26 protein-coding genes, 3 tRNA genes and 1 riboswitch are annotated in these 25,406 nt (G+C 53.5%); of the genes, 10 read left to right on the plus strand and 19 right to left on the minus strand.

All coding sequences use genetic code 11. The features are described 5' to 3' along the window. Positions 1 to 35: 35 nt before the first annotated feature. Positions 36 to 467, plus strand: coding sequence for a CBS domain-containing protein (locus tag ABE504_RS05355; protein ID WP_430085527.1), 432 nt, complete (start codon positions 36 to 38; stop codon positions 465 to 467). 79 nt (positions 468 to 546) lie between these two features. Here ABE504_RS05355 and ABE504_RS05360 read toward each other — a convergent pair whose 3' ends face one another. From ABE504_RS05360 to ABE504_RS05370, 3 genes are all read right to left on the minus strand, one after another. Then, a complete protein-coding gene (locus ABE504_RS05360) occupies positions 547 to 1,242 on the minus strand; it encodes a hypothetical protein (protein WP_430085530.1) in 696 nt (231 codons plus the stop codon). A gap of 23 nt (positions 1,243 to 1,265) precedes the next feature. Then, positions 1,266 to 1,817, minus strand: a complete 552-nt coding sequence (locus tag ABE504_RS05365) for a superoxide dismutase family protein (RefSeq protein WP_430085533.1) — start codon at positions 1,815 to 1,817, stop codon at positions 1,266 to 1,268. A 112-nt stretch (positions 1,818 to 1,929) separates the two neighbouring features. Then, positions 1,930 to 2,256, minus strand: a complete 327-nt coding sequence (locus tag ABE504_RS05370; protein WP_430085536.1) for a hypothetical protein — start codon at positions 2,254 to 2,256, stop codon at positions 1,930 to 1,932. 451 nt (positions 2,257 to 2,707) lie between these two features. On the opposite strand from ABE504_RS05370, the gene ABE504_RS05375 reads away from it, so the two are divergent. Next, complete coding sequence (locus tag ABE504_RS05375) at positions 2,708 to 2,917, plus strand: alpha/beta-type small acid-soluble spore protein (protein WP_126143428.1); 210 nt, start codon at positions 2,708 to 2,710, stop codon at positions 2,915 to 2,917. 115 nt (positions 2,918 to 3,032) lie between these two features. Here ABE504_RS05375 and ABE504_RS05380 read toward each other — a convergent pair whose 3' ends face one another. After that, positions 3,033 to 3,227, minus strand: coding sequence for a hypothetical protein (locus ABE504_RS05380; protein ID WP_430085539.1), 195 nt, complete (start codon positions 3,225 to 3,227; stop codon positions 3,033 to 3,035). Positions 3,228 to 3,591: 364 nt separating this feature from the next. Between ABE504_RS05380 and ABE504_RS05385 the strand changes: the two genes are divergently transcribed. Both ABE504_RS05385 and ABE504_RS05390 read left to right on the plus strand, forming a co-directional pair. Further along, positions 3,592 to 3,664 (plus strand) — tRNA-Val (locus tag ABE504_RS05385). Positions 3,665 to 3,923: 259 nt separating this feature from the next. After that, a complete protein-coding gene (locus ABE504_RS05390) occupies positions 3,924 to 5,069 on the plus strand; it encodes a hypothetical protein (RefSeq protein ID WP_430085542.1) in 1,146 nt (381 codons plus the stop codon). A 37-nt stretch (positions 5,070 to 5,106) separates the two neighbouring features. Here ABE504_RS05390 and ABE504_RS05395 read toward each other — a convergent pair whose 3' ends face one another. The 5 genes from ABE504_RS05395 to ABE504_RS05415 form a co-directional block, all read right to left on the minus strand. Then, complete coding sequence (locus ABE504_RS05395; RefSeq protein WP_430085544.1) at positions 5,107 to 5,856, minus strand: DUF1906 domain-containing protein; 750 nt, start codon at positions 5,854 to 5,856, stop codon at positions 5,107 to 5,109. Positions 5,857 to 5,987: 131 nt separating this feature from the next. Then, positions 5,988 to 6,263: a DUF2277 domain-containing protein gene (locus ABE504_RS05400; RefSeq protein WP_430085546.1), complete on the minus strand. Its 276-nt coding sequence runs from the start codon at positions 6,261 to 6,263 to the stop codon at positions 5,988 to 5,990. A gap of 75 nt (positions 6,264 to 6,338) precedes the next feature. Further along, positions 6,339 to 6,412, minus strand: a tRNA-Ile gene (locus ABE504_RS05405). An 11-nt stretch (positions 6,413 to 6,423) separates the two neighbouring features. Further along, a tRNA-Met gene (locus ABE504_RS05410) sits at positions 6,424 to 6,500 on the minus strand. A 93-nt stretch (positions 6,501 to 6,593) separates the two neighbouring features. Further along, positions 6,594 to 6,758 carry a hypothetical protein gene (locus tag ABE504_RS05415; RefSeq protein WP_164716669.1) on the minus strand — a complete coding sequence of 55 codons (165 nt, stop codon included), beginning with the start codon at positions 6,756 to 6,758 and terminating at the stop codon, positions 6,594 to 6,596. A gap of 199 nt (positions 6,759 to 6,957) precedes the next feature. Here ABE504_RS05415 and ABE504_RS05420 point away from each other — a divergent pair, with 199 nt between their 5' ends. Together ABE504_RS05420 and ABE504_RS05425 are read left to right on the plus strand one after the other, a co-directional pair. Then, positions 6,958 to 8,349: a dipeptidase gene (locus ABE504_RS05420; protein WP_430085549.1), complete on the plus strand. Its 1,392-nt coding sequence runs from the start codon at positions 6,958 to 6,960 to the stop codon at positions 8,347 to 8,349. Positions 8,350 to 8,353: 4 nt separating this feature from the next. Then, positions 8,354 to 8,860, plus strand: coding sequence for an N-acetyltransferase family protein (locus tag ABE504_RS05425; RefSeq protein ID WP_430085742.1), 507 nt, complete (start codon positions 8,354 to 8,356; stop codon positions 8,858 to 8,860). Positions 8,861 to 9,194: 334 nt separating this feature from the next. Here the strand turns inward: ABE504_RS05425 and ABE504_RS05430 are convergent, their stop codons facing one another. Continuing rightward, positions 9,195 to 9,578, minus strand: a complete 384-nt coding sequence (locus ABE504_RS05430) for a RidA family protein (RefSeq protein WP_430085745.1) — start codon at positions 9,576 to 9,578, stop codon at positions 9,195 to 9,197. 21 nt (positions 9,579 to 9,599) lie between these two features. Next, entirely contained in the window at positions 9,600 to 10,478 is an 879-nt protein-coding gene (dapA, locus tag ABE504_RS05435) for a 4-hydroxy-tetrahydrodipicolinate synthase (protein ID WP_430085551.1), read from the minus strand. 119 nt (positions 10,479 to 10,597) lie between these two features. Between dapA and ABE504_RS05440 the strand changes: the two genes are divergently transcribed. Next, a complete protein-coding gene (locus ABE504_RS05440; protein ID WP_430085554.1) occupies positions 10,598 to 11,482 on the plus strand; it encodes a LysR family transcriptional regulator in 885 nt (294 codons plus the stop codon). A gap of 62 nt (positions 11,483 to 11,544) precedes the next feature. Here the strand turns inward: ABE504_RS05440 and ABE504_RS05445 are convergent, their stop codons facing one another. From ABE504_RS05445 to pyrR, 8 genes are all read right to left on the minus strand, one after another. Further along, positions 11,545 to 11,748 (minus strand): putative motility protein, encoded by a 204-nt coding sequence (locus tag ABE504_RS05445; RefSeq protein ID WP_126143419.1) that lies wholly within the window; start codon positions 11,746 to 11,748, stop codon positions 11,545 to 11,547. A 19-nt stretch (positions 11,749 to 11,767) separates the two neighbouring features. Beyond that, a riboswitch (cyclic di-GMP riboswitch) is annotated at positions 11,768 to 11,856 on the minus strand. Between the two features lie 53 nt (positions 11,857 to 11,909). Then, the gene (gene pyrE / locus ABE504_RS05450; RefSeq protein ID WP_430085558.1) at positions 11,910 to 12,563 is read right to left on the minus strand and encodes an orotate phosphoribosyltransferase; all 654 of its coding nucleotides are present in this window, start codon (positions 12,561 to 12,563) and stop codon (positions 11,910 to 11,912) included. Between the two features lie 25 nt (positions 12,564 to 12,588). Continuing rightward, entirely contained in the window at positions 12,589 to 13,278 is a 690-nt protein-coding gene (gene pyrF / locus ABE504_RS05455; RefSeq protein ID WP_430085748.1) for an orotidine-5'-phosphate decarboxylase, read from the minus strand. Between the two features lie 53 nt (positions 13,279 to 13,331). Continuing rightward, on the minus strand, positions 13,332 to 16,541 hold the full coding sequence (carB, locus tag ABE504_RS05460) for a carbamoyl-phosphate synthase large subunit (RefSeq protein WP_430085561.1): 3,210 nt from the start codon (positions 16,539 to 16,541) through the stop codon (positions 13,332 to 13,334). Then, positions 16,528 to 17,706, minus strand: a complete 1,179-nt coding sequence (carA, locus tag ABE504_RS05465) for a glutamine-hydrolyzing carbamoyl-phosphate synthase small subunit (RefSeq protein WP_430085563.1) — start codon at positions 17,704 to 17,706, stop codon at positions 16,528 to 16,530. Before carA ends, carB begins: the two co-directional genes overlap by 14 nt. A gap of 185 nt (positions 17,707 to 17,891) precedes the next feature. After that, positions 17,892 to 19,175, minus strand: a complete 1,284-nt coding sequence (locus tag ABE504_RS05470) for a dihydroorotase (protein ID WP_430085566.1) — start codon at positions 19,173 to 19,175, stop codon at positions 17,892 to 17,894. A gap of 19 nt (positions 19,176 to 19,194) precedes the next feature. Then, positions 19,195 to 20,094: an aspartate carbamoyltransferase catalytic subunit gene (locus ABE504_RS05475; protein WP_430085568.1), complete on the minus strand. Its 900-nt coding sequence runs from the start codon at positions 20,092 to 20,094 to the stop codon at positions 19,195 to 19,197. A gap of 5 nt (positions 20,095 to 20,099) precedes the next feature. Then, positions 20,100 to 20,657, minus strand: coding sequence for a bifunctional pyr operon transcriptional regulator/uracil phosphoribosyltransferase PyrR (gene pyrR / locus ABE504_RS05480; protein WP_430085570.1), 558 nt, complete (start codon positions 20,655 to 20,657; stop codon positions 20,100 to 20,102). Between the two features lie 361 nt (positions 20,658 to 21,018). Here pyrR and ABE504_RS05485 point away from each other — a divergent pair, with 361 nt between their 5' ends. From ABE504_RS05485 to dapD, 3 genes are all read left to right on the plus strand, one after another. Continuing rightward, a complete protein-coding gene (locus ABE504_RS05485) occupies positions 21,019 to 22,743 on the plus strand; it encodes an ABC transporter ATP-binding protein (protein WP_430085573.1) in 1,725 nt (574 codons plus the stop codon). Next, the gene (locus ABE504_RS05490; RefSeq protein ID WP_430085576.1) at positions 22,740 to 24,623 is read left to right on the plus strand and encodes an ABC transporter ATP-binding protein; all 1,884 of its coding nucleotides are present in this window, start codon (positions 22,740 to 22,742) and stop codon (positions 24,621 to 24,623) included. The genes ABE504_RS05485 and ABE504_RS05490 overlap by 4 nt, the downstream gene beginning before the upstream one ends. Positions 24,624 to 24,694: 71 nt before the next feature. Further along, positions 24,695 to 25,405: a 2,3,4,5-tetrahydropyridine-2,6-dicarboxylate N-acetyltransferase gene (gene dapD / locus ABE504_RS05495; RefSeq protein ID WP_126144415.1), complete on the plus strand. Its 711-nt coding sequence runs from the start codon at positions 24,695 to 24,697 to the stop codon at positions 25,403 to 25,405. Position 25,406: the final 1 nt, after the last annotated feature.

The following is a 25,406-nucleotide window of genomic DNA, read 5'->3' on the forward strand; positions in this document are numbered from 1 at the left end:
AAACGTACGATTCTCAGCTTTAGGAGTGTGCACTCATGAATATTGCTTTTTTTCTTTTACCCAAATCCGAAGTCATCACCGCCACGCCTCAGGCGACGCTGCGGCAAACGCTTGAACGTATGGAGTTTCATCGTTATACGGCAGTACCGATCATTTCTGATGACGGCCATTATATGGGAACGATTACAGAAGGCGATCTGCTCTGGTTTCTGAAAAACTCGGAGACGGTCAGCTTCGATAACGCCCATCGTCACGTGCTGTCGGAAGTCCCGCTTCGCGTTAATAACAAGCCTGTCCACATTCACGCCGAAATGGTCGATCTTATCGATCTTGCCAAAGTTCAAAACTTTGTGCCGGTCGTGGACGATTCCGATAAGTTCATTGGGATTGTACGAAGAAGCGAGATCATTGAGTATTGTGCCAAACAGCTCAACTTTAAAGCGGCTCCCGTCTCTCATGAACGGTAACTCCCATCCGCCATCATTTTCATATTCAAGCAAAAAAGACAAGTGCAGACGCCTTGTCTTTTTATTATGCCGAAACATTCTATTGCAATTGACCGCTCGATGCCGCTTTGGAAGAGACAAACTCGCTGGCCCAATCTACCATGCCGTTCATGAGGGTCAGAATAAGGTTAACGGCATCCTTCTCCGTCAGACTACCGTTCGATTGGCTGCTGACATATTGTGAAGTCTTTATTTCGAGCTGCAGAACAAGCTCTTTGATTTTCAGCAATTCATTTGCAAGATCCGATACTTTCGTCATGCTTTGGCCTTGGCTCTGTCCATTAGAATTGGCTTGACCCGATTGGCTCTGATTGTAGGCATTATTGCTGCCGCCGCTTTGATTCGCGCCTTGCTGTTGATCCTGCTGCTGCCCAATCGAGCGGAATTGATTTTGTTGATCCTGCTGATTGCTGAAACCTTGACCGCCCTGGCCATTTGCATTTCGGTCTGCGTCGGATGAGCCACCGCCATTGCCGCCTCCGCTTCCGCCTGATGAATACGATTGGCTCTGCCCGTAATCGTTTTGTCTTTGACCCGGGTTCTGCCCCGGACCTTGGGCTTGAACTTGGCTTTGGGCTTGATTTTGACCTGAGCCTTGCCCTTGTCCTTGCCCTTCTGAACCTCCTTGACCGCCTGACAGCAGCATGCGTTTCACCTGCTCCAATTCAATTAACACCAGATCATTCTGTTTGGTTAGCTCGTCCATTTGAAGTTTGAGATCCTGTGTTTTTATCATGAGACTTTATACCGCTCCTTCCCTTACTTCACAACACCGCATGCAATGCGGCTGCCGGAGTTGCCAGATGGATCTGTCTTCAGGTCGTCCGGTTTCTCATGAATAACGATGCTGGTGCCCCCCGCCTTAAGCAGAGAGTTCGAAGCGCCAGGGGTTAGACTGACAGCCTGACTTACCGCTTTAAACACGCCTTTACCCTGGCTGTCCACCTCCAAATTCGGCAGATCGCCGGCATGAACGCCTTTCGGATTGAGGAAGCCATGCTCCTTCATTGTAGGGTTGAAGTGACTGCCAGCCGATTCAAATTTAGGAGCGGTACAAACGCCTTTCTCATGAATATGCAGACCATGTTCGCCTGGAGGAAGACCGCTGACCTCCAATTGAACCAGCACGCCCTCCGGTGCTGCCGATAGCTGTGCACTGCCTACATTTTGCCCGTTTGCGCCGATTAACTTGACTTGAATGGGCGTTGGCGCGGCCGGCGCCTCGACACCGGAAACCGATTGAACTTGATTGCAGCCAGCCAGCATCATTACGCCAATACCAGCTGTCATTAGAAGCGAAGCTCTATTCATTGTGTATGTCCTCCCGAGACTGAACTTTGACAAAATCTACCCTTAGGATGCTCAACTGCTCGGGAAGGTAATCGCAAGTTGCGTCGAAAATTTCAATTTTTCTTATATTTTCTTATAAAATGGTCATCAGCTTCGCAATAATCTGCAAATTTTCCAGTTTCCTTTTATAGAAATGAAACTCCACCTTTGTATGCTCGACCAGCTCTTCCTTACGCAATACCTGGGCCTGTAGCTCCTTCGTATGCGGCCACATCTCCGCTTGCCGCTGAAGCTCGTTTTTGCCCGTAACCATACCTTCGCCAATCACCTCGCACTCCTTCGAGAGCAAGGCATGCTTGGCCCAGTTCAGCTCAGAAATCGCATCCGTGTAGATCGCTTCCGCCTGCTTGAGCAGTTCTGGAACAAGCTGCAATTCCAAAATCACATCCGACCGTTTCATTCGGACCCCTCCCATCCCCTTGACAACTTCAAGAAAATTTGCTGTCTTGCCTCATCTATATTCATCGAATAGAAAAACATGCATTGGGGTGAAAATAGACATCGTTCGACAACAACATTAAGATCTCATCAAATTTCGAATGAAAGGGCTTGCCCCATTGAAAGCGTTACCAAACCATTTTATAATTGAGCTTATATAGGGCTAGGAGGTGAAGCGCATGTTGCTGGACGAAGTAATCGTATATCAGAACGAAGAAGAAGGTACGGAAGATAACGGTGAAGAAGAAAACTAGCATGCCAGACAGCGCCATCGCCTAATAAGACAACAACGTAAGCCCGCGGACCTGAATCTGCGGGCTTTTACATGTTCAAAAAATTTTTAGTAAGTCATGCATAAATAATCTGAACATTCAAATAATACTGGTGTACCATAAAAAAGGAGATGATTTTGAATGGCTAGATCAAACACTTTAGTCGTACAACAAGCAAAAGCAGCACTGGATCAACTGAAGTACGAAGTCGCTCAAGAACTAGGTGTCCCTCTCTCCCCTTCTGGTTACAACGGTAATTTGGCAACACGTGATGCCGGTTCCATCGGCGGCAACATCACAAAAAGATTAGTGCAAATCGCCGAGCAATCCCTTGGCGGCTACAAACGCTAATCCTTTGATGTAGGCGCAAGCTCAAAAGACTGAATCACTCGATCCTCCTTAGAGTGAATCAGTCTTTTCCATTTTGTATGGATGAAAAAAGGACCTCGTACAAGGCCCTTGTCCCCTACTTCTTTTTGACTTCTTCCACAAAAACGTCACTGGCATCCCGCGTAGAACCCATTTCGAGAATCGAATACTTTTTATCCCCGATCATAATCACATCTTCGACTTCCGGCAGCGGCTCGCTTAAGTAGACCGTCCCCAAATACATATTGCTGCTTTTCAAGCGCAAATTCCATCGATGCTGTTGTTTCGTCATTTCCTCTGTTCCTCCCAAACTCTAATGACATCAAGTTACCACAAATTGAGATAAGATGAAAGTCCTATAGGCATTGTTAGGCAAATATGATACATTAACGTCAATGCTACCACAGAAGGATTGATGAAGAATCATGTCAACGCAAGGCTTGACCCACGAGGAACTTTCTCTGCTGCTTGCTCCTGAAACCGATCGCGTTCCAACTACGGCTGGCAATGCGCCCTATCTGCCAAGATCCAAAAAATCGCGGAGAACAGGTTCTCGCCTGTTGAAACTTTTTCTCTTTTGGGCTAAACGATAAGTGCTAAACGCTTGACAATATCAGTTATAGTTGGTATATTACTATTTGTCGCTATATTTCTAAGACTTGTTAGCTCAGCTGGGAGAGCACTATCTTGACAGGGTAGGGGTCAGTGGTTCGAGCCCACTACAGGTCATACGAAAAAACCCTTGAGGAATCAAGGGTTTTTTGCTGTCTCTGGGATAGTTTTAGGCATATGTCTGTTTGAATACTAATGCTCTTGCATTAAAGCTATGACTTCTTCCCGGAAAGCTCTGTCATGTCTATAACATTCCACTTGTAAATGCATGATTCATTTCTTCCCCTAAAGCCCAATTCTCCCTTGATAAAAACAGCCAAACTGGCAAAAACTTAATACAGCCATCTATGCCAATTAATCAAGGAGGAACTGTCCCATGTTTGTACGTTGTGCGCTCCGCATAAGATCCCAATACCTGCTTTCCGGACTGCTCGTCCTCCTGTTGAGCTCAGGTGTATGGATGTCCGGCAGCGCTGCTGTTCTCGAAGAACCACCGTCATCGCCTCAAGCCGCCGGAGCTGACAGCACGATCCGACTCGTGGTCAAAGCCTCACCGAGCGCGCAGTATCAATCGGAAGCCACTTTCACGGATAAAGCAGTGCTCCACGCCCTGGAAGAACGAACGCCCGGCACTGCCTATTCGGAGCCGCTCCTTCCAGATACAGCCCTGACTTTTAGGCAAAAAGGCCAAGAACAGCGCGTCTATGTGACACCAACGGGACAAGTGGTCGACCCTGTCGGACACCATTTCAATGTCCTTGATTCAGAGGCTCAAAACACATTAAAAATGCAAGTACAGTCCCTGCGCCAAAAACATTACGGCGAACTGCTCCCCTGGAAGGATGCGAATCGCATTATCCCCAAATTCAGCTCGTTCACCATCGTGGACGTCGAGAGCGGCTTGAGCTTCGAAGGGCAGCGCCGCGCAGGCTCCAGCCACGCGGATGTGCAGCCGCTGACGAAGGAGGACTCCGCGACGCTGAAATCGATCTACGGCGGCAGCTGGAGCTGGAACCGCCGCGCCGTGCTCATCAAGTACGAGGGCCGCACGCTCGCGGCCTCGATGCACGGCATGCCGCACGGCGGCGACGGGATTCCCGGAAATGACTTCAACGGTCATTTCTGCATCCATTTTCTCGGGAGCGTGACCCACCGCTCCCGCTCCATGGACCCGGCGCACCAGGTCATGGTGCACCGGGCCGCCGGCTTGCTGAACGACTACGTCAGCAAGCTCCCGCCTTTGGCGCTGATCGACGTCTGGATCAGCGCCGCCCACCAAGGCGACCTGCAGCTGCTGCAGGCCGCCACAGGGGAAGAACAGGCGGTGCATGTACGCAGCATGCGCCGCCTGTCCAAGGCGAAGGAGCCGGATGTCTCCCGGCTCCTTCAGTACGACACCGACGTCGACGTCTCGACGACGCCGGAAGGCGCCTCCGCCGTGAAGCATCGGCGGATTCATTTTCACCTCGAGCGGGCGTCGCTCGAGGAGCGCTGGTACATCCGCAGCGCCGAGATGCGCTAGCGCAGAAAAGCCCGATCGTCCTGCGATCGGGCTTCTGCTATTGCGGCGCTTGGCCGGAGGCTTTGCGCAGCTCATTCGCCAAGCGGTGGAACTCCCCGCGCGCCGCGGCCGACGTTGTCGCCATATATCCGGCTGACAGGAACGGGATGATCGCATTCGCGTCTTTGGCCGCCAGGGTGACGGGATCAGGACCTGGCTGCGGTGCGGCATCCGTCTGCCACCAGCCTTCATTGCCATAAGATTCGTCGTAATCAATGGGAATGCCGCCCACGACCACGTCATTTTTATACTGATAGAGCTGCATGTGGGTTGATTTTTTTCCGCCGCTCCAGGCGTACGTTTGCCAGAAGTGGGAGCAGGCGCCGGCCGCATACACAGCCTCAATTACCGCATAAGAACCATATACGCCGGTCGTATAATTCGGAGTCGCTTCGCTTGCCGCCTGAATATACGCAATCACGGTCGGCATTTGCGCCGCGGTAGCGTCGAAATCGACAGCGAAATAAATGCAGCTGCCAAATGGCTGACCAAGGCTGGCAGCTACTTGCAGCGCCGCCTTGCCATCCGCAAGCCCGGCTGCTCTGCCGCCTAATGCGCGATCCGCCGTCGTCTCAAAACAAGAAATAATCGAAATCCCAGCCTTAGAGATCGTATCCGCCTCCGCTTTCGTCAGCGCCTTCGCGCCGCTCGGCACAAGATAACGGGCTGCAAATTCATAACCGTCCCGGGCAAAAGCAGCAGCCGTTGCTTCCGTTAAACGCGTTGCGCAATCAAACCCTTTCGCCATGAGTTGTCACCCTTTCTCTTCGTCTACTCTATACTATGCGAAGTGATCAGGGGCGTTCCGCAGATTGATAGACAACGTCGCCAAAACAACAAAAAAGGGCGCTTTCCGAAGTCCAGGAAACCGCCCTTTTCTTATGATTTTGTCCCGAATCGAATCGCATTTCGTTCCCGTGCGCGCTGCGCCTCTATTTCGCGATTGCGAGGTTCGGCCTGGGTGACGAGAGAGTCCATAAGTTTCTGAGCGACTTCTGTAATGCCCTGCACCGCTTCTTCAAATGCAGCCTCATTCGCCTTTGATGGCGCAGTAAATCCCGAAATTTTACGAACAAATTGCAAAGCGGCAGCACGAATCTCTTCTTCCGTTGCGACCGGTTCAAAATTGAATAACGGTTTAATATTACGGCACATACGGACATCCTCCCGAAGTTCATTTTTCCTGTAAAAACAATAAAAAACCCTTACAAATCAAGGGTTTCCGTGCTATGGGCCCAGAGGGACTCGAACCCCCGACCAATCGGTTATGAGCCGACCGCTCTAACCAACTGAGCTATAGGCCCAAATAAAAATTTGGTTGCGGGGGCAGGATTTGAACCTGCGGCCTTCGGGTTATGAGCCCGACGAGCTACCGAGCTGCTCCACCCCGCGATATAGTCTTCATGTCGCATGTGCGACAAAAACAAATATACACTACCTCGGAAAGTGAAGTCAAGCGTTATTTTTCCAGCTGCCGACAGGCGATTACGTATTGTAGCGTACGCCGAAACGGCCTTTTTTAGATTTATAGACCTCAACTTCCTGCGGGCATTCATAGCCGTAGATCCACCAGTCCTCTTCCATGCGCTTAGCCAGACAGCCCGCTTGGAACTTGGTATCGTAGAGTTTTGCCCAGTACACCCATTTCATAAAAAACTCACCCCATATTTGGATTCGCTCTCTATTATTAATGTAACCAATTTAGGGCACAGTTATGAGCCGGGCGCTGCAGCATTAGACTCTGCTATATTTTCATTGTAAAATTAGAAGGATTTTCATCTTGTTTGGGGAAGTTAAAGAAATGATGGTAAAGGTACTTATTCATGTCCATGAAAGAAGGAATTGACCTATGTTAGAATCAGTGTTGACGCATTTGCAAGCCCACAAAAATGCACACATAGAAGAGCTCAAGCAGTTTTTACGAATCCCGAGCGTTAGCGCCGTAGCTCAGCATGCGCCGGATATGGCGCGCTGCGCCGATTGGATTGCCGCTTCCCTGAGCAAAGCCGGGCTCGAACATGTGGACATTCTGCCCACAGACGGCGGCCATCCCGTTGTCTATGCCGACTGGCTGCATGCGCCGGGTAAACCGACCGTTCTTGTCTACGGGCATTATGATGTGCAGCCCGCAGATCCTGTGGAGCTGTGGGAAACGCCCCCTTTTGAGCCGGTCATTAAAGATAATAAGCTGTATGCGCGTGGCAGCACGGACGACAAAGGCCAGGTTCTTCTCTATGTCAAAGTGGTTGAGGCGTTCTTGAAAACGGCCGGATCGCTCCCCGTCAATGTGAAATTTTGCATCGAGGGTGAAGAGGAAATTGCCAGCAAGCATCTGCCTGCTTTCATTGAGAAACACCAAGAACGCCTGCAAGCGGACACCATCGTCCTCTCGGATACACAAATGCAAAGCCTGGGCAAACCGGCCTTAATGTACGGACTGCGCGGCTTGGCGGGATTTGAAATCACCGTCGACGGTGCAAATAGCGACTTGCATTCCGGACTGTTCGGCGGCGCCGTGCAGAATCCGATTCATGCGCTGACCAAGCTGCTCAGCTCTTTTCACGATGAAGAAGGACGTGTGGCGGTTAAAGGTTTTTATGATCGTGTTATTGCGCTTTCTGACAAAGAGCGGGAGTCCTTCAAACAGGTCGCGCCGGATGAAAATAAAGTTCGCACGGATCTACAGGTCTCCGAGCTGTACGGGGAACAAGGCTACTCGTTCTACGAGCAGACAACGTCCCGTCCTACCCTTGAGATTACCTCCGTCAGCGGTGGTTTCCAGGGCGAAGGCATTAAGCCGATCATTCCGAACAGGGCGAGCGCCAAAATCGCCTGCCGTCTTGTCGCCGCACAGCAGCCCGAAGAAATCATGGATGCGGTTGAAGCGCATATCCATGCACAGGCATTCCCAGGCGTCACGATCCAATTGGATCGCCAGCTGTATGGCAATCCTTTTATCACGCCGATCGACGAACCCGTCATGGTAGCGGCTGCAGAGGCGTATGAGGCCACATTTGGGGTATGGCCCGTGTATACACGCAGCGGTGGCTCCATCCCGATCATCGAGGTGTTGGGCCGTGTACTGAACGCGCCGGTCGTGCTGATGGGCTTTGGCGTACCGGGCGAAAATTTACACGCGCCGAACGAGCACTTCCATTTGGAAAACTGGGATAACGGTACGGCGACGATCGCGCGTTATTGGGACAAGCTGTCGGCGATTTCGTTTGGAGAGAAGGTGTAACGTGATGGGATTGCCTTACCGCCTCCGCGATGCTGAACTCGCCGATTTGGAGGCCATCGTTCGGATCTACAATTCCACAATCCCCGGTCGCATGGTCACGGCCGATACAGAGCCTGTCACCGCAGCCAGCCGGGAGCGCTGGTTTTATGAGCACTCGGCGGATTTTCGCCCGTTGTGGGTGCTGGAGGACGCGCGTGGCGGGCTTTGCGGCTGGCTGAGCTTCCAGTCTTTTTATGGCCGACCCGCTTACAACGCTACCGCCGAGATCTCCATCTACGTCGACGAAACTTATCGCGGACAGGGCATCGGACGGCACCTGATGGAGCAGGCACTCGCCGCTTGCCCCAGAATTGGGGTCAAGACGGTGCTGGGCTTTATTTTCGGCCATAACGAGCCGAGTCTTCAGCTCTTCCGCAAATTCGGCTTCGCCGATTGGGCGCATCTCCCGCAAGTTGCGGAGCTCGACGGATTGGAGCGGGATTTGATTATTGTGGGGAAGCGGGTTGGGTAATTTGCCCGCCTACATTAAAAGCCTCAAACTGCGCATGCCGCGTTGTTTGAGGCTTTGTGCTGTAATGGCTTGGGCATCCGGCTAGGAGGACAGACGATTTCCTGCAAATGGGCAGGCTTTTTCCACAAAAATGACCTTTTTCGCAAAATGCCTGCGATTCTGCAGGCATGTCATCGAATCCGGAAGGGAAAAAGGAAAATTCCTGCTTTATTGCAGACTTGATGCCCACTCCGAATGCATCCCAGTCCTGAAAATCAGCCTGTAGACGCGCTCTTGTTCAACTGGACTTCCATTAACGAGGTCACTTTTTCTTGTACCCCTGGTTGCCCCTGAATCATCCCACCACAGCCTCGACCTCAATCTCAATCATCAGCCTCGGATCGATGAGCGCTTGTACTTCCACCATCGTAGCCACAGGTTGAATATCACAGAAAAACTCCCCGTGCGCACGCCCATACGCCTCCCACTGCGAAATATCTGTGACGAACATACGAGTACGCACGACATCCGACAGCTCTGCCCCCAGCTCACGAAGCGCCTCCTGAATCGTGGTCAAAATGCACCGCGTCTGCGCATACGCATCACCTTCTCCCACGACTTCGCCGTCTTTCATCGCTGTCGTGCCGGCGACCTCAATCCGGTCACCGACGCGAATCGCCCGGCAGTAGCCGACTTGCGGCTCCCAAGGTGAACCTGTAAACACTTTTTTCCGCTCCATCCTCATATTCAGCGTCTCCCTTCACACTTGAAATTCCCGCAGCTTCGCCTGCAGCCTCTCCGTAATCGGCACATTCGGCAAACGCAGCGCCTCGGAAGCAATCACACCAGCCTCAGCGAGCAGCCACTTGAGCGGCGCCGGGTTCGGCTCTTGGAACAGCAGGCGGACGAGCGGCAGCAGCTCCTCAAACGCTTTACATCCCTGCTCGCGCTCACCCTCGCTAAACTGACGGAATACCTTGCCAAAACGTTTCGTCTCCACATTAGCCGACGCCGTCATCCCTCCGGCAGCACCCGCCTCCAGCGCACGGTATAACAAGGCATCGTCTCCGCATAATACTGGCTTGGAACCGAGACGCGACAGCTCCGTCACCAACGTCGTATCCGATGTGCTGTCCTTCATGCCGATGACACCGTCCAGCTCCAGAATCGCTCTCACCGTATCCAGTTCCAGCTTAACCCCGGTGCGCTGCGGAATCTCATACAGAATCACAGGCACCCCCACTTCGGCGATCCGCTTAAAATGCGCAATAATCCCCTGCTGGCTCGGCCGGCTATAGTAAGGTACGACGACGAGTGCGGCATCCGCGCCCAGGTTGCCGGCTTGCTCGGTCTTCCTCACGCTAGCTGCCGTATCGTTCGTCCCTGTTCCGACCACGATCGGTGCAGCGGATTGCGCCGCTTCCCTCGCAGCCTGCGCTGTCGCAACCAGCACACGCACTTCTTCCGAGGTCAAGGTCGGCGACTCTCCTGTTGTCCCACCCACGACAAGCCCGTGAATCTCGTCCTGAAACAACTGCAACGCATGATTGTAAAAGGATCCGGCATCCAGGCCGAACGCCTCGTCAAACGGGGTAATGATCGGCACGAAGATGCCTTTTAAGTCTTTTTCCTGCAGCACGGCTCCCACTCCTTGGCAAAAAGAATTTGTACATTTACTTTAGCATGGAACATTCCATCACAGTTAGCTATAATAAATGATGAAGGTCATCAAAAATATTGATGAAAAGGAGGGGCAAGATGGACCTGACCTACTTGCGAACGTTTCGACAAGTCGCTCGAAGAGCCAGCTTTACCCGGGCTGCGGAGGAGCTTGGCTACGCGCAATCCAGCGTCACGATGCAAATTCAAAAGCTTGAGCGCGAATACGGAGTCCCGCTATTCGAGCGCTACGGCCGCCAGCTGCGACTGACCGCTCCGGGTGAAACACTGCTAGGGATCGTCGTTCAGATGCTGGAGCTCTATGACCAGTCCAAAGAAATCGTCGCCAATCAACTGACCGGCACGCTGACGATCGGTACAATCCATTCGCTCGCCGCCTATTATTTACCTTCCCATCTGCATACGCTGAAAATGGCCTATCCCGGCCTGAACATACAGCTCGTGCCCGACAGCGAGTCTTCCATCCTTACCAAGGTGCGCGAAGGCGACTATGACGTCGGCCTCCTGTTGGATCATTTTCCGGCGGACCCAACGCTCGCCTGCACCCTGGTTCGCGAAGAGCCGCTCGTCTTCATCGCCCCTCCCCATCATCCGCTTGCGGAGCGCGGCGAAGGGCTTGCCTACGCCGACTTCCGAAGTACAGAAGTCATCGTAACGGAAGACGGCTGCCTGTACCGCGGCATGTTTGAGCGATTGCTCAAAGAGCACGATGTCGCGCTCCGGATTGGTTTTGAGCTGGGCAACCTGGAGGCGATTAAGCGCTGCGTCATGAACGGGCTGGGCATCGCACTGCTGCCCCGCATTGCGGCGGATGTGGAGCTCAGTCAGGGAACACTTGTGCAGCTGCCTTTTCCACATGCACATCTAGCCATGGACCTGCAAGTACTGCTTCATCCTAAAAAGTGGATGTCCCAGCCGCTGCAGGCGTTTATGCAGATTTTGAAGGGAGAAGCTCCTCTGTAGCACAACGGTTGCCCTCTAACGCAAAAGAAGCTCTCCTTCTCGAGAAGGTAGAGCTTCTTTTGTTAAACGCGAATGTCGAGATTCGCGCCCAGATGCGGTGTGACGGATGCAGCGGTGACCTTCGCCTGTGCTTGGGCAAAATCCTGCAGCATCGTGCCGGTCAAGCCGGCTTGCATATCGCTTGATTTGCTCAACAGTTGAATGCCGATCGCTTGCTTGAGTCCGTCGCCGCTATTGATCGCGGACAACATAGGGGAAATGTTCAAAATTCGTTTCTCCTCTCCATGCGGTAGCTGGCAGGCATGCGGCGTTCCCGCCGGTTAGCCCCTGTAGCTTTGCGTCTGCCGCTTTCGCGTCATTTGCCTTTATCGTGAAAGGTTAACGACAACCTAACACTTCTCTAGTATAAAGCCGCTGCCAAAATCCGTCAATTTCCGACGGTCACGCCATAAGCGGCAGGATTCGCACGCCAGGAGCGCAGCAGCTCCATATCGGATGCTTGGATCGCGCCTTTTTCAAGCGCAACCTCCAGTAGCGCAGAGTAGTTGGACAGCGTTTCCAGCGGCATATTCGCCGCCTTGAACGCTTCTGTTGCCTTGTCCAGCTGGTAGGAGAAAATCGCCAGCACGCCAAGTGACTCGGCGCCTGCGTCATTCACGGCGAGCGCCGCTTTCAGCGAGCTGCCGCCCGTCGAGATGAGGTCCTCGATGACGATGACCTTTTGACCAGGCTTCACAGTACCTTCGATCAGGTTCTCTTTGCCGTGCCCTTTCGCTTTATCGCGAATGTAGATCATCGGCAGGCCGAGCTTTTGCGCGACCCAAGCCGCGTGCGGGATGCCCGCTGTCGCTGTTCCCGCCACAACTTCGGCTTGCGGGAATTTCTCTTTGATCAGCGCCGCAAAACCGTCGGCAATTGCTTCACGGATCGCCGGGTAGGACATTGTGAGGCGATTATCGCAATAAATCGGCGATTTCAGACCGGATGTCCATGTAAAAGGCTGCTGCGGACGGAGCGCTACCGCCCCAATCTCCAGCAAAGATGCGGCAATATGCTGCGCAATCGTTTCTAATTGACTCATGTTCATTCCCCGTTCCTTCCATCGTTTAGTTTACAGAATCGATGATCGCTTCGATCGCCGCGCGCGGATCCGCCGCGCCGGTGATCGGGCGCCCGATCACAACGTAGTCCGTGCCTTGCGCAAACGCCTGCTGCGGCGTCATGATGCGTGACTGATCGCCCACGTCGGCGCCCGCAGGGCGAATGCCCGGCGTCACCGTGACGAAGTCGGCGCCGCATGCGGCTTTAATCGCCGTCACTTCGTGCGGCGACGCGACAACACCGGCAAGGCCCGCCGCACGCGTCAGGCGCGCATAGCGCAGCACGGCCTCTTCCATGGAACCGGCGAGGCCGATCTCCTCATTCAGCACGGCTTGGCTCGTGCTGGTTAACTGCGTGACGGCGATGACCTGCGGTCGATCGCCCCCACCTGCAAGCGCCTTGTCGACCCCCTCCAAGGCGGCCTCCAACATTTGCTTGCCTCCGGCGGCATGCACATTGAACACATCGACCCCAAGGCGCGTCACGCTCTCCGCGCCGCCCTTGACCGTGTTCGGAATGTCGTGCATCTTCACATCGAGAAACACTTTGTAGCCGCGATCCTTCAAATTCGCGACAAAGGCTGGGCCTGCAGCATAAAACAGCTGCATCCCAACCTTGACGAAGCAGGGAATGCCGTCAAGCTGCGTCAGCAGCTTTTCCGCACTCTCCGCGTTTGCGTAATCCAAAGCGACCATGATTCGGCCTGTCAATTCAGCTCGGGTTAACGTCGTCAAGTCGTTGATCCTCCTTATGCGTAGACCGGCATGGAACGGGAGGAGAAGTTAATAGCCTCCAACATGTTCACAAGCGCTCTTACGGTATCTAGGGATGTCATACACACGACGCCGTTCTCCACCGCTTCACGGCGGATGCGGAAGCCGTCGCGCTCAGGCTCTTTGCCTTTGGTGAGCGTGTTGACCACGAATTGCGCGTCCCCGCTGCGAATCAGATCCAGGATATTTGGTGAACCTTCGCTTAGTTTGTTAACGGTCGTTACAGGCAGACCCGCTTGCTCAATCGCCGTTGCCGTACCGCCAGTTGCGATGATCTTGTAGCCCAGGCGGTAGAAGCCTTTCAGAATTTCGATCGCTTCTTCTTTATCTTTGTCCGCTACCGTCACGACAACCGAGCCGGCAGCCGGGATTTTCATGCCTGCACCGATGAGGCCTTTGTACAGAGCTTTCGCGAAGTTGATGTCGCGGCCCATAACCTCGCCAGTGGATTTCATTTCAGGTCCGAGCGTCGTGTCAACACGGCGCAGTTTCGCAAAGGAGAACACCGGCACTTTGACGGAGACATACGCATCTTCAGGCCACAGACCGCTTTGGTAGCCCATATCGGTCAGCTTTTGCCCCATGATAACGCGTGTTGCCACGTTCGCCATCGGAATGTTCGTTACTTTGCTCAGGAACGGCACCGTTCTGGAAGAACGCGGGTTAACCTCGATCACATACACTTGGTCGTTGTGGATAACGAACTGGATGTTCACCAGACCGAACACTTTCAGTTCCAGACCGATTTTCGTCGTGATATCGACGATTTGCGCTTTGATGCTGTCCGAGAGCGACTGCGGCGGATAAACCGCTATGGAGTCACCGGAGTGAACCCCTGCGCGCTCGATGTGTTCCATGATGCCCGGAATCAGAACCGTTTCGCCGTCGCAGATCGCGTCAACTTCAACTTCTTTGCCCAGCATGTAACGGTCGATCAGAACCGGATGTTCAGGGTTGATTTTAACCGCATAGTCCATGTAATTCAAAAGCTCTTGGTCGGAGTACACGATCTCCATCGCACGACCGCCCAGTACGTAGGAAGGACGTACGATAACCGGATAACCGAACTGTGCCGCTGTACCTACCGCTTGATCTACGGACGTTACTGTACCGCCAGGAGGCTGCGCAATCGCCAGCTTTTTCAGCAGAGCTTCGAATTTCTTGCGATCTTCAGCAGTATCGATGCTTTCCAGATCGGAGCCAAGGATGCGTACGCCTGCTTTGTGCAGCGGAGCTGCCAGGTTGATCGCCGTTTGACCGCCGAATTGGACGATAACGCCGATTGGCTGCTCGCGCTCGATCACGTTCATGACATCCTCGAAGAACAATGGCTCGAAGTACAAACGGTCGGATGTGTTGAAGTCCGTCGATACCGTCTCTGGGTTGTTGTTAATGATAACCGCTTCATAGCCCGCAGCTTGGATTGCCCACACCGCGTGAACTGTGGAGTAGTCGAATTCGATACCTTGACCGATACGGATTGGACCGGAGCCGAGAACAACGACTTTCTGTTTCTCTGTTTCCGTCACTTCGTCTTCCTGCTCATAAGTCGAGTAGTAGTACGGTGTCGAAGCTTCGAACTCCGCCGCGCAAGTGTCTACCATTTTGTAAACTGGTTTGACGCCATGCTGCAGACGGTAAGCGCGAACGTCCGCCTCTTTCGTGTAAGTCGCGCAGCCGGCAAGTGTGCGGATTTCCGCAACCGCGCGGTCTGTGAAGCCTTTGCGTTTAATGTCTAGGATGAGTTCTGGCGTAAGCTCGGCAGCCGCGATCTCCTGCTCGAATGTGATCATGCCGCTCAGCTTGCTCAGGAACCACCAGTCGATTTTCGTAATGTCTTGCAGTTGATCAATCGTATAACCTCTGCGGAAAGCTTCAGCGAGTAAGAACAGGCGCTCGTCGTCCGGCTTTTGCAGACGGAACTCCAGCGTCTCTTTGTCGAGCAGATCCGTTTCTTTCAGGAACAGGCGGTGTACGCCGATTTCCAAGGAACGAACCGCTTTGTGAATGGACTCTTCGAACGTACGCCCGATCGCCATAACTTCGCCGGTTGCTTTCATTTGCGTACCGAGTTTGCGGTTAGCCGCTGTGAATTTATCGAACGGCCAGCGCGGGATTTTGGAGACGATGTAGTCCAGCGCAGGCTCGAAGCATGCATACGTTTGGCCCGTTACCGGGTTGACGATTTCGTCCAGTGTGTAGCCAATCGCGATTTTCGCCGCCATTTTGGCAATCGGATAGCCCGTTGCTTTGGAAGCGAGCGCGGAGGAACGGCTCACCCGAGGGTTAACCTCGATGACATAGTATTGGAAGCTGTGTGGGTCCAGCGCGTATTGTACGTTACAGCCGCCTTCGATGTTCAAGGCGCGGATGATTTTCAGGGATGCGGAGCGAAGCATTTGATACTCTCGGTCCGACAGCGTTTGGCTTGGCGCTACGACGATGGAGTCGCCTGTATGTACACCAACCGGGTCAAAGTTTTCCATGTTACACACAACGATACAGTTGTCGTTCGCGTCGCGCATGACTTCGTACTCGACTTCTTTCATGCCGGCGATGCTGCGTTCAACGAGACATTGGCCGATTGGGCTGTAACGCAGACCGGAAGCGACGATGTCCGTCAGTTCTTCCATTGTGTTACAGATCCCGCCGCCTGTACCACCGAGCGTGTACGCAGGACGAATGATGATCGGGAAGCCGATTTCGTTGGCAAAATCAACCGCTTGGGCAACGGACGTCACGATGACGCTGTCCGGTACCGGCTGCTCAAGCTCTCTCATCAAGTCGCGGAACAAATCGCGGTCTTCCGCTTTCTCGATCGCTGTCAGCTGCGTACCTAGCAGTTTCACGTTCTCGCTCTCGAGAACGCCTGCACGGGCCAGTTCAACCGCCATGTTCAGGCCTGTTTGGCCGCCGAGTGTCGGAAGCAAGCCGTCAGGACGTTCTTGACGGATAATTTGTGTAACAAATTCGAGCGTAATTGGCTCGATATATACTTTGTCGGCCATGTTTGTGTCCGTCATGATCGTCGCCGGGTTGGAGTTGATCAGGATAACTTCCATGCCTTCTTCTTTGAGTGCTTGGCAAGCTTGCGTGCCGGCGTAGTCAAACTCGGCCGCTTGACCGATGACGATCGGGCCGGAGCCGATCACGAGAATCTTTTTGAGTGTATTATTTTTGGGCATATTGAAGTTCCTCCTTGACAGCTGCCGAGCTAGCTTGCGCGGACGCTTTCCACTGAGCCAGCATTTGCGCTTGGCGCGGCTGCTCAGGGTTGTTCGTTTTATAGTCGCGAATCATCTGGATGAAATCATCGAAAAGGTAGCTGGAGTCGAATGGCCCCGGAGCCGCTTCCGGATGATATTGCACCGAGAATGCCGGATAGTTTTTATGACGCAGACCTTCGATTGTACGGTCATTGTTGTTGATGTGCGTAACTTCCAGATCCGTGCCTTGAACGGATTCTTCTTTCACCGTGTAGCCGTGGTTCTGGGATGTGATGTAGCAGCGTCCGGAGATCAAGTCTTTCACCGGATGGTTGCCGCCGCGGTGTCCGAATTTCAGTTTATCTGTATCGGCGCCGCAAGCGAGTGCGAACAATTGGTGACCCAAGCAAATGCCGAACAGCGGAATATCGCCCAGAATGCCTTTGATCATTTCGACCGCGTGTGGAACATCTTTCGGATCCCCAGGGCCGTTGGACAGCAGCACGCCGTCCGGTGCAAGGCGGCGAATTTGCTCAGCCGTTGCGTCTTGTGGTACGACGACAACGTCGCAGTCGCGCTTGCTCAGATCGCGGATAATGCCGCTTTTCGCGCCGAAGTCTACCACAACAACGCGCTCTTTGTGACCAGGCGCACCGAATACGCTCTTCGTGGACACGCGGGAAACTTGGTCCGTCATCAGTGTTGTATTCTTCATCACTTCCATCAGTTCCTCAACGGATTTGTCGGAAGTGGTAATGATGCTTTTCATGACCCCGTAGTGGCGGATTTTACGCGTCAGCATACGCGTATCGATACCGGAGATGCCAACGATGCCGTACTCTTTAAGCAGGGAGCCGAGTGTGTATTGCGCTCTCCAGTTGCTTGGAATGTCTTCGTGCTCGCGCACAACGAAGCCGTGGATGAATGGACGCACGGATTCGAAGTCGTCGCGGATCACGCCGTAGTTACCGATCAGCGGATAAGTCATCGTGACGATTTGCCCGCAGTAGGATGGATCGGAAAGCACCTCTTGATAACCTGTCATACCTGTATTAAAAACGACCTCGCCGACGGATTCACCTTCACTACCGAACGATTTACCTGTAAAAAGCGTGCCGTCTTCCAGCAACAATCTTGCCTGCATGTAGTTCAACTCCTTCGCATTTGTCAGGCGACTCCCCTTGCGAACCGCCGTATCCCTTTCGCCTTGCTTCCCGCAAGGACTTGCATAAAAATCAATCTGTTTGTATAAATATACACGATTTTTGACCAACCGTATAGGGCTTTCCGGGCAATTCGCTTCACTTTAATGAGCCTTTTTCGAACTTTTTATGACCAGACGACTTTGCCCGATGCAATCGTTACAACCGGCCAGCCTTTGAGTTCCCAACCAATGAACGGGGTGTTTTTGCTGCGGGAGACGATTTCTTCTTTCTTGACGTCACGCGGCGTGTCCAAATCGACGATGGTGATGTCCGCTTTGGTTCCGACGCTCAAGGTGCCGTATGGCAGTCCGAACACGTCAGCCGGCTTCTTCGTCATGCGGTCAACCAGGAAGCCCAGCGTCCATTTCCCTGTCTCGACGAACTTCGTGTAGAGCAGCGGGAACGCTGTCTCAAACCCGAGAATACCGAATGGTGCCATCATCATGCCTTTGGCTTTCTCTTCTTCTGCGTGCGGCGCGTGGTCGGTTACGATGATGTCAATCGTGCCGTCTTCCAACGCTTCGATCACCGCTTCCACGTCGCGCGGTGTGCGCAGGGGTGGGTTCATTTTCCAGTTAGCGTCAAGCCCCGGAATGTCTTCGTCGGAGAGCACCAGATGATGCGGGCACACTTCTGCGGTTACGTTGACGCCGAATTTTTTCGCTTGGCGAATCAGGCGAACCGATTGCTCGGTGGATACGTGGCACACGTGGTAGTGAACACCTGTCGCTTCTGCCAGCAGCACGTCGCGGCCAACGTGAATCGCTTCGGATTCGTTCGGGATGCCTTTGAGCCCGTGTTTCTTCGAGAACGAACCTTCCGTTACGGCTGCTCCGACAACCAGCGTGTCGTCCTCACAGTGCGCGATGATCGGCATATCCATCGAAGCGGCCAAAGCCATTGCATCCTTCATCATTTGCGCGCTCTGAACGCCGACGCCGTCATCCGTGTAGCCGATAACGCCCGCTTCTTTGAGTGCGGCAAAATCCGTCAATTCGCGGCCGAGCTGGTTCTTGGTGATCGTCCCGTAAGGCAGGACGCGAATCACACCTTCCGTCGCCGCCTTATCATATATGTAGTTCACCGTGTCGACCGTATCGATAACCGGTCTTGTGTTCGGCATGCAGGCGATCGTTGTAAAACCGCCTCTCGCCGCAGAGCGTGTGCCTGTCGCAATGTTCTCTTTATGCTCGAATCCCGGTTCGCGAAGATGCACGTGCATGTCGATGAAGCCTGGCGTTACCAGCTTGCCTGCTGCGTCGATCACTTCGTGTCCTGCCGTTTGCGGCGCCTCGCCTGCGGAGGCGTCCAGCACCTGTGTAATCACGTCATTTTCGACCAAAATGTGTTTCTTCGCTGTTTCATTATTGACATCAACGGTTAATCCGTTCAGAATCCAAATCCCCATGCTCTTGTAGCCTCCTCGGTTATGTTAACGCTCGCTCGATGACGGCCATCCGAATCGGCACGCCGTGGGCAATTTGCGTAAAAATTTTGGACTTCTCGTGCTCGACCAATTCGTCGTCGATCTCTACATTCCGGTTCACCGGAGCTGGATGCATGATAATCGCATGAGGCGCCATGCGGCTTGCCCGCTCTATCGTCATGCCGTACTGCTCACGGTATTCTTCCGTGGAGCGCAGCAGCCCATGGTCGTGGCGCTCCAGCTGCACGCGCAGCATCATCACGACGTCGGATTGCAAAGCTTCCTCGAAGCTTACGTAAGGCGCGAACTGTGCTAGCTCCGGCGCTTGCATGCTAGGCGGCGCGCAAAACTTCACTTTTGCCCCCAGCTCCAGCAGTCCCCACAGGTTGGAGCGCGCGACGCGGCTGTGCAGGATGTCTCCGACGATGGAGACGGTCAATCCTTTGATGGCGCCGAAATGCTTGCGCATCGTGTAGAAGTCGAGCAGCGCCTGCGTCGGATGCTCGTTGTTACCGTCGCCCGCGTTGATGAGCGGGACTTTGATTTTCTCGGCGAGCTCTTGCAGCACGCCCGTTGGCTTGAGGCGGATCACGCCGGCATCGATGCCCATAGACTCCAAGGTCCGCACCGTGTCGTAGATGGACTCGCCTTTTTGCACGCTCGATTCCGCTGCCGAGAAGTTCAGCACGCCCGCGCCGAGGCGCTTCTGAGCGAGTTCAAACGAGAAGCGTGTTCTTGTGCTATTTTCAAAGAATAGATTCGATACGAATTTGCCTTGCAGGGTATTCGTCACTTTGGATGGATGCTGCTCCCAGTATGCTGCGCGATCCAGAAGGCTTGTGATCTCCGCGGCGCTTACGCCTTTCAGACCCAAGAAATGCTTTGTTTGCTGTGTGCTCACGATACTCACTCCTGTTTCCCCCTCAACCATCGAATGATGACTTCATCTTTATCGTCTTTCTCCGTCAGCATCACTTCGATGCTTTCGCTTTTGGATGTCGGCACGTTCTTGCCCACATAGTCGGGACGAATCGGCAGTTCGCGATGTCCCCTGTCCACCAGCACAGCGAGCTGAATCATTTGCGGTCGGCCGAGATCAATCAAGGCGTCCATCGCCGCCCGAACGGTTCTACCGGTAAAGAGCACGTCGTCGAACAATATGATTTTGCGATCCTGGATTTGCAGCTTGCCGCCTTCCTGCGCGTTTTCCACGGAGCGAACTTTGACGCGGTCATCCCGGTAGGACGTGATGTCGATTTCGCCCACGGGCATCGGGACGCCTTCAATATCCAAAATGCGTTCCGCCACACGCTTGGCCAAATAAATGCCGCGGGTACGAATGCCGATCAGGGTACAGTTCTCTACCCCTTTATTCTTTTCCAGGATCTCGTGCGCAATCCGCGTCAACGCTCTGCGAATACCCATTTCGTCCATAATGACGGTATGTTCCGCCGTCTCACTCATCGTTCTCGCCTCCTTAACGTCTGATTCAGCCATTAGCCGGTTCGGGTTCGGAAACCAAAAAACTCCTTGCCAATTTGCGGCAAGGAGTTCCGAACGCACAACGAGACAGAGCGGGTCAGCTGGATACAGCGCATCCGAGCTGGTACAGTCGAACCGCAGTTCGACCATCCCGACTTTCAATCGTTCACCTTGCCAGCCTCTCTGGACTGTCTTTAAAGGTACTTATGTAATTGAAAGAATTATCCCATTTTCGACACCGTAAGTCAATATTTTTTTCTTTCCTCAAATTAGAGTAATAAAGATCGGATATGATATAATTACCATGCTAATTATCGAGTTGTCGAGGATGAAGGAGGAACCTATGTTTAAACTTTTTCGGTTGTTACGACCGTACCAAGCATCAGTTGCGGCCATCATTATTTTGATGCTCCTTCAGTCGCTGGCGCAGCTCTACTTGCCGACCCTCTTATCGGACATCGTGGATACCGGGGTCGTCAAAGGCGATGTCGGATACATTCTCCGATTCGGCGCCTACATGCTCCTCGTGGCTATGGGCGCAATGGCTTGTGTCATGGTGGCGAGCTATCTGCTTGCCCGCACGGCGACCGGCTTCGGCAGAGACTTGCGGCGCAAGCTGTTCGCGCATGTCGAAAGCTTTTCTCTGGGGGAATTTGATAAAATCGGCACGTCCTCCATCATTACGCGCACGACGAACGATATTTCTCAAGTGCAGCAAGTGATTGTGATGATGCGGATGTTCATCGGCGCACCAACGATGCTGATCGGCGGCGTTATTATGGCTACTTATAAAGATGCTCATTTGGCGCTTGTATTAGTAGCCGTAATTCCGATCCTCGCCTTGGTCATCGTCGGCATTATGCGTACCGGCATGCCGCTTTTCAAAGCGCTGCAAGTGAAAATCGACGGCATCAACCTCGTCCTGCGCGAACATTTGACCGGCATTCGCGTCATTCGAGCGTTTAACCGCTCCGAGCACGAAAAGAAAAAATTTGAAACGGCAAACCAGGAATTTACGCAAACGGCGATTCGCGTGAACTCCATTATGGTCACGATGATGCCGCTGATGATGCTGATTTTTAACATGGGCATGGTCGTTATTCTCTGGTACGGCGGTATTCGGATCGATAACAATCATATGGAAATCGGCGATCTGATGGCATTCATTCAGTACGCAATGCAAATTATGTTCAGCATGTTCATGATGACGATGATCTTCATGATGATCCCGCGCGCAACCGCTTCCGCGGCTCGTATTAATGAAGTGCTTGCGATTGAGTCTACGATTCATGATGCGTCTGCGCCTGCAGTGCTGAAAGGCCGTGAAACCAGAGTCGAATTCCGTGACGTGACATTCTCCTATCCCGGCGCCGAGCAACCAGCGCTGCACGACATTTCGTTTACGGCGGAGCCCGGTGAAGTGACGGCCATTATCGGCGGTACAGGTTCAGGCAAAACGACGCTGATGAACCTGCTGCTTCGCTTCTACGACGCGGACAGCGGTGAAATCGCGCTGAATGGTACGGGGATCCGCGCGCTGTCACTGGAGAGTTTGCGCGGGCAAATCGGCTATGTGCCGCAGAAAGCGGTTCTTTTCTCCGGTTCTGTGGCATCCAACGTGCTCTTCGGCAACGAAGACGCTTCGGAAGAAGAGATGAGGCATGCCGCCGCGACGGCGCAGGCAAGAGATTTTATAGAAGAAATGAAAGACGGCTACAGTTCCCTGTTGGCCCAAGGCGGCACGAATCTGTCCGGTGGTCAGAAGCAGCGCCTCTCCATTGCCCGTGCGCTTGCGCGAAAGCCTTCGATTTATGTATTCGACGACAGCTTCTCCGCGCTCGACTTTAAAACCGATGCCAAGCTCCGCGCAGCGCTGAAAGCGGAAACCGAGCAAGCAACCATGCTTATCGTCGCGCAGCGCGTCAGCACGATTATGGACGCTAACAAAATTGTCGTCCTGGACGAAGGACGCATCGCCGGAATCGGTACGCATAGCGAACTGATGCGAACCTGCGACGTTTATCAGGAAATCGTAGCTTCCCAGCTATCGGAGGAGGAAAGCGCATGAGCGACAAAGGGAAAGATCACCGTTCCTCCCCTCCCCCTGGCGTAAACCCGGGGCATTTTGGCCGGGGAGGCGCCGGCGGCATGGGACGTCCGGTTCAAAAAGCCAAAGATTTCAAAGGCACGCTGAAACGGCTGCTTTCTTATTTAAAACCGTTCCGGGTCTCCATCTCCATTGTGCTCGTAGCGGCGATCCTTAGCACCCTCTTCGGCATCGTCTCCCCGAAACTGATGGGGAATGCCACCACCAAGCTGTTCGAAGGCGCGATGGCGAAGATGAAAGGTGTCGCAGGAGCCAAAATCGATTTTGACGGCATTCTGCACATTATTCTGATTCTCGCCGTCCTGTATGTGCTCAGTGCAGCGCTTACGTACGTGCAGCAGCGCGTCATGGTCAACGTCGCTCAGCGCGTCGTCTTCAACTTGCGCCGCGATATCAGTGAGAAGCTGACGCGTGTACCACTCTCTTTCTTCGATTCCCGCAGCCACGGAGATACGATGAGCCGCGCGACGAATGACATCGATACGATCTCGTCGACAATGCAGCAAAGCTTGACGCAGCTCATTACGTCGATTGTGACGCTTCTCGGGGTCATCATCATGATGCTGACGATCTCCCCGCTGCTGACATTGGCGACGATTATCACCTTGCCGCTGAGCATTTGGGGCACGAAGATGATCGCCTCCCGCTCGCAAAAATATTTCATCGGCCAGCAGCGGACGATCGGCGAGCTCAACGGGCACGTTGAGGAAATGTTTACCGGGCATTCGATTGTAAAAGCATACGGACGTGAGCAGGACTCCGTGAATAAATTCAACGAGATCAACGATCGGCTCTACCACACGGGCTGGAAAGCGCAGTTTATTTCCGGGCTGATTTTCCCGCTCATGTCGTTCATCGGCAACATCGGCTATGTGCTCGTCAGCGTCATCGGCGGCATCATGGTTACTCACGGCGCGATTAAAATCGGGGACATTCTCGCCTTCATTCAATATTCGAATCAGTTCGGCATGCCGATTACGCAAGTGGCGAATATCGCGAACGTTATTCAGTCGACGATTGCGGCGGCTGAGCGGGTTTTTGAATTGCTGGATGAAAAAGAGGAAGTGGCGGAAGCTTCAGTGGCGAAAACGGTCTCCCACGTACAAGGCCATGTTCAGTTTGATAACGTAGCCTTCTCCTACAAAGAGGATCAGCCGCTCATCGAAAGCATGAACATCAACGTAAAGCCCGGCCAGACGGTCGCTATTGTCGGTCCTACCGGCGCAGGCAAAACCACGATCGTCAACCTGCTCATGCGGTTTTACGAATTAAACGGCGGACGAATCGCCATTGACGGCGTCGATACGCGCGACATGTCCCGCAGCCATCTGCGTGAAATGTTCGGCATGGTGCTGCAGGATACGTGGCTGTTCAACGGCACGATCCGCGACAACATCGCGTACGGCCGCAAGGATGCCACCGAGCACGATGTCGTGCAGGCAGCCATTGCAGCGAACGCGGATCATTTTATCCGGACGCTGCCGGACGGGTATGATACGATTTTAAATGAAGAAGCGTCCAACCTGTCCCACGGGCAAAAGCAGCTCTTGACCATCGCCCGCGCCATTCTGGCCGATCCGGCGATTCTGATTCTCGATGAGGCGACGAGCAGCGTTGATACGCGGACCGAGATGGCGATTCAACGGGCCATGAATCATCTGATGGCGGATCGCACGTCTTTCGTGATTGCGCATCGGTTGTCGACCATCCGGGAAGCTGATTTGATCCTGGTTATGAACCACGGTACGGTCATTGAGCAAGGCACGCATCTGGAGCTGCTCGCACAGCACGGCTTCTACGCTGATCTGTACAACAGCCAATTTGCGACAAAAGCTGTGTAGAAATATTGGCTCTCCTGTCGGCTTTCTGCTAAGATAGGAGAGTCAATCATATTTTTGAAGGAGATGTCACCATGTCTGAAATGAACACACTGGAAATTATCCAATTTATCCGCGACAGCAAAAAGAAAACCCCTGTCAAAGTATACGTAAAAGGAAACCTGGACGGCCTTGAATTTGGCGAAGGCAGCCAAGCGTTTATCTCCGGCGGAAGCGGCGTCGTTTTCGGCGAGTGGAGCGAAATCGCGCCTGTCCTGGAAGCCAATAAAGATAAAGTCGTGGATTATGTTGTTGAATCCGACCGCCGCAACTCCGCTATCCCTACGCTGGATCTGAAACCGATCAACGCTCGTATCGAGCCAGGCGCGGTTATCCGCGACAAAGTGCACATTGGCGACAATGCCGTCATCATGATGGGCGCGCTCATCAACATCGGCGCATCCGTCGGTGACGGCACGATGATCGACATGAATGCAGTGCTTGGCGGCCGTGCGCAAATCGGTAAAATGTGCCACATCGGCGCAGGCGCGGTTGTAGCCGGTGTAATCGAGCCTCCTTCCGCTCAACCTTGCGTCGTTGAAGACGACGTGCTGATCGGCGCAAACGCAGTTATCCTCGAAGGCGTGCGCATTGGACAAGGTTCCGTTGTTGCTGCTGGCGCGGTCGTAACGCAAGATGTTGAGCCGTTCACTGTCGTTGCAGGCGCTCCTGCTCGCGTGATCAAGAAAGTTGACGACAAAACCAAATCCAAAACGGAAATTCTTGCGGATCTTCGCAAGCTGTAAG

This window comes from Paenibacillus oryzisoli (genome assembly GCF_050467285.1).
In the GTDB taxonomy this organism is placed as follows: Bacteria; Bacillota; Bacilli; order Paenibacillales; family NBRC-103111; genus Paenibacillus_E; species Paenibacillus_E oryzisoli_A.